The following is a 1,935-nucleotide window of genomic DNA, read 5'->3' on the forward strand; positions in this document are numbered from 1 at the left end:
GGGTCGAGGCTGTGTCAAAACGCGGAATCTAGTAATCTGGTTGGGTCAGTACGGACTGGAGGGATCGCGATGAAGCGGTTTGTCCAAGGCCAGGAGCGCAGCCAAGGCACCTTGTTCCCGGTCTGCCTCGACGAGTACGTCAGTGACGACAATCCGGTGCGGGTGATCGACGTCTTTGTCGAGGAACTCGACTTGCATGCCCTGGGGTTCGAGAGTGTCATCCCACAGGCGACGGGCCGCCCGGCCTACCATCCGGCGGCCCTGCTCAAGATCTACATCTATGGCTATCTCAACCGCATCCCGTCCAGCCGCCGCCTCGAGCAGGAGACCGGCCGCAACCTTGAGCTGATGTGGCTCACCGGCCAGCTTCAGCCGGATCACAAGACCATCGCCCGCTTCCGCAAGGACAATGGACCGGCCATTCGGGCCGTGTGCCGCCAGTTCGTCGGGCTGTGCCGCACGCTCAACCTGTTCTCGCAGGCGGTGGTGGCCATCGACGGCTCCAAGTTCAAGGCGGTCAACGCGCGGGACAAGAACTTCACGCCGGCCAAGCTCGCCAAGCGCATCGAGCAGGTGGAGGCCAGCATCGCACACTATCTGTCCGCCCTCGACACGGCCGATCGGCAGGAGAGCGAGCTGGCGCAGGTGAAGGCCGGGCGGATCAAGGACAAGATCGCGGCGCTCAGAGAGCAGATGCAGCAGTTCCGGGAGCTGGAGCAGCAGGTGCTGGCGGCTCCCGACCAGCAGATCTCGCTCACTGATCCGGACGCGCGGGCGATGACCAACCGGGGCATCGGCACGGGCATCGTCGGCTACAACGTTCAGGCCGCGGTGGATGTCCAGCACCACCTGATCGTCGCACATGAGGTCACCAACAGCGGCTCGGATCGGGGCCAGTTATCGGTGATGGGCCAGCAGGCGCAGGGTGCCATGGGCACGCCGAGCCTGGAGGCTCTGGCGGACAGAGGCTACTACAAGGGCGAGGACATCCTGGCCTGCGAGAGAGCTGGGATCACGCCCTATGTGCCCAAGACCCTCAACTCGAGCGCCAAGGCTGACGGACGCTTCGGCAAGCAGGACTTCGTCTATCATCCCGAGGATGACACCTATCGCTGTCCCGCCGGAGAGCGCCTGACGCGACGATGCTCCACCATCGAGCATGGGATGCTGCTGCATCTCTACTGGACCAGCTGCTGCCAAACCTGTGCGCTCAAAGATCAGTGTACGCCCGGCAAGGAGCGCCGGGTCAGACGCTGGGAGCATGAGGATGTGCTCGATGCGATGCAGGAGCGGCTCGATCGGGCCCCGGAGACGCCGCGTCTGCGGCGGCAGACGGTGGAGCATCCGTTTGGAACGATCAAGGCCTGGATGGGTGCTACGCACTTCCTGACCCGGACCTTGGAGCGGGTGCGCACCGAGATGAGCCTGCACGTGCTCGCCTATAACCTGAAGCGGGTTCTGGCGATCCTCGGACCAGGGCCGCTGCTGGCAGCAATCCAGTCCTGAGGGGGCATCGCTCTAGGCACCCAAGCTGATCACGATGGCTGGGACACCAGCAAGAATGACATCCAGCCTTGTCGATGAGCCAAACGGCCGTTGTCACCTGCGCTCCAGCCGATCAGAGGATCACAGAGGTGAGCTCACTCGGTCCCGATCTGCGTTTTGACACAGCCTCGGTCAATCTGAGTCATTCAGCGCGACTGTAACAAGGTCCGCTCTTTGGCTGATTCCTGACGTTCGTTGATTCTGGCAGTAGGGTTCGACCTGCGGGTGAACCGATGCGATAGCGGGGAAAAGCTCACTTAGTTGAGCTTGCTTCCCATACGCTTCCGAATCCGGTTTTCTGGGAAGCAGGACCAAACTCGATCAGCAACTAGTGGGTCGTCTGCCGTCGGATATGGTATAGTGGCATGGTGATCCTCGTGTTGCGAGGTG

1 protein-coding gene is annotated in these 1,935 nt (G+C 62.3%); it reads left to right on the top strand.

Annotation, left to right across the window (positions count from 1 at the left end):
- Window positions 1-69 precede the first annotated feature (69 nt).
- Entirely contained in the window at window positions 70-1,506 is a 1,437-nt protein-coding gene (locus tag DDF70_RS36110) for an IS1182 family transposase (RefSeq protein WP_114947838.1), read from the top strand.
- The last annotated feature ends 429 nt before the right edge of the window (window positions 1,507-1,935 follow it).

Origin of the sequence: Microvirga calopogonii, from assembly GCF_003347665.1 — a bacterium.
Classification (GTDB): domain Bacteria; phylum Pseudomonadota; class Alphaproteobacteria; order Rhizobiales; family Beijerinckiaceae; genus Microvirga; species Microvirga calopogonii.

What these genes read in the sequence shown, in the direction of transcription:
- DDF70_RS36110 (WP_114947838.1), top strand. Translation starts at nt 70, where the DNA reads ATGAAGCGGTTTGTCCAAGGCCAGGAGCGCAGCCAAGGCACCTTGTTC.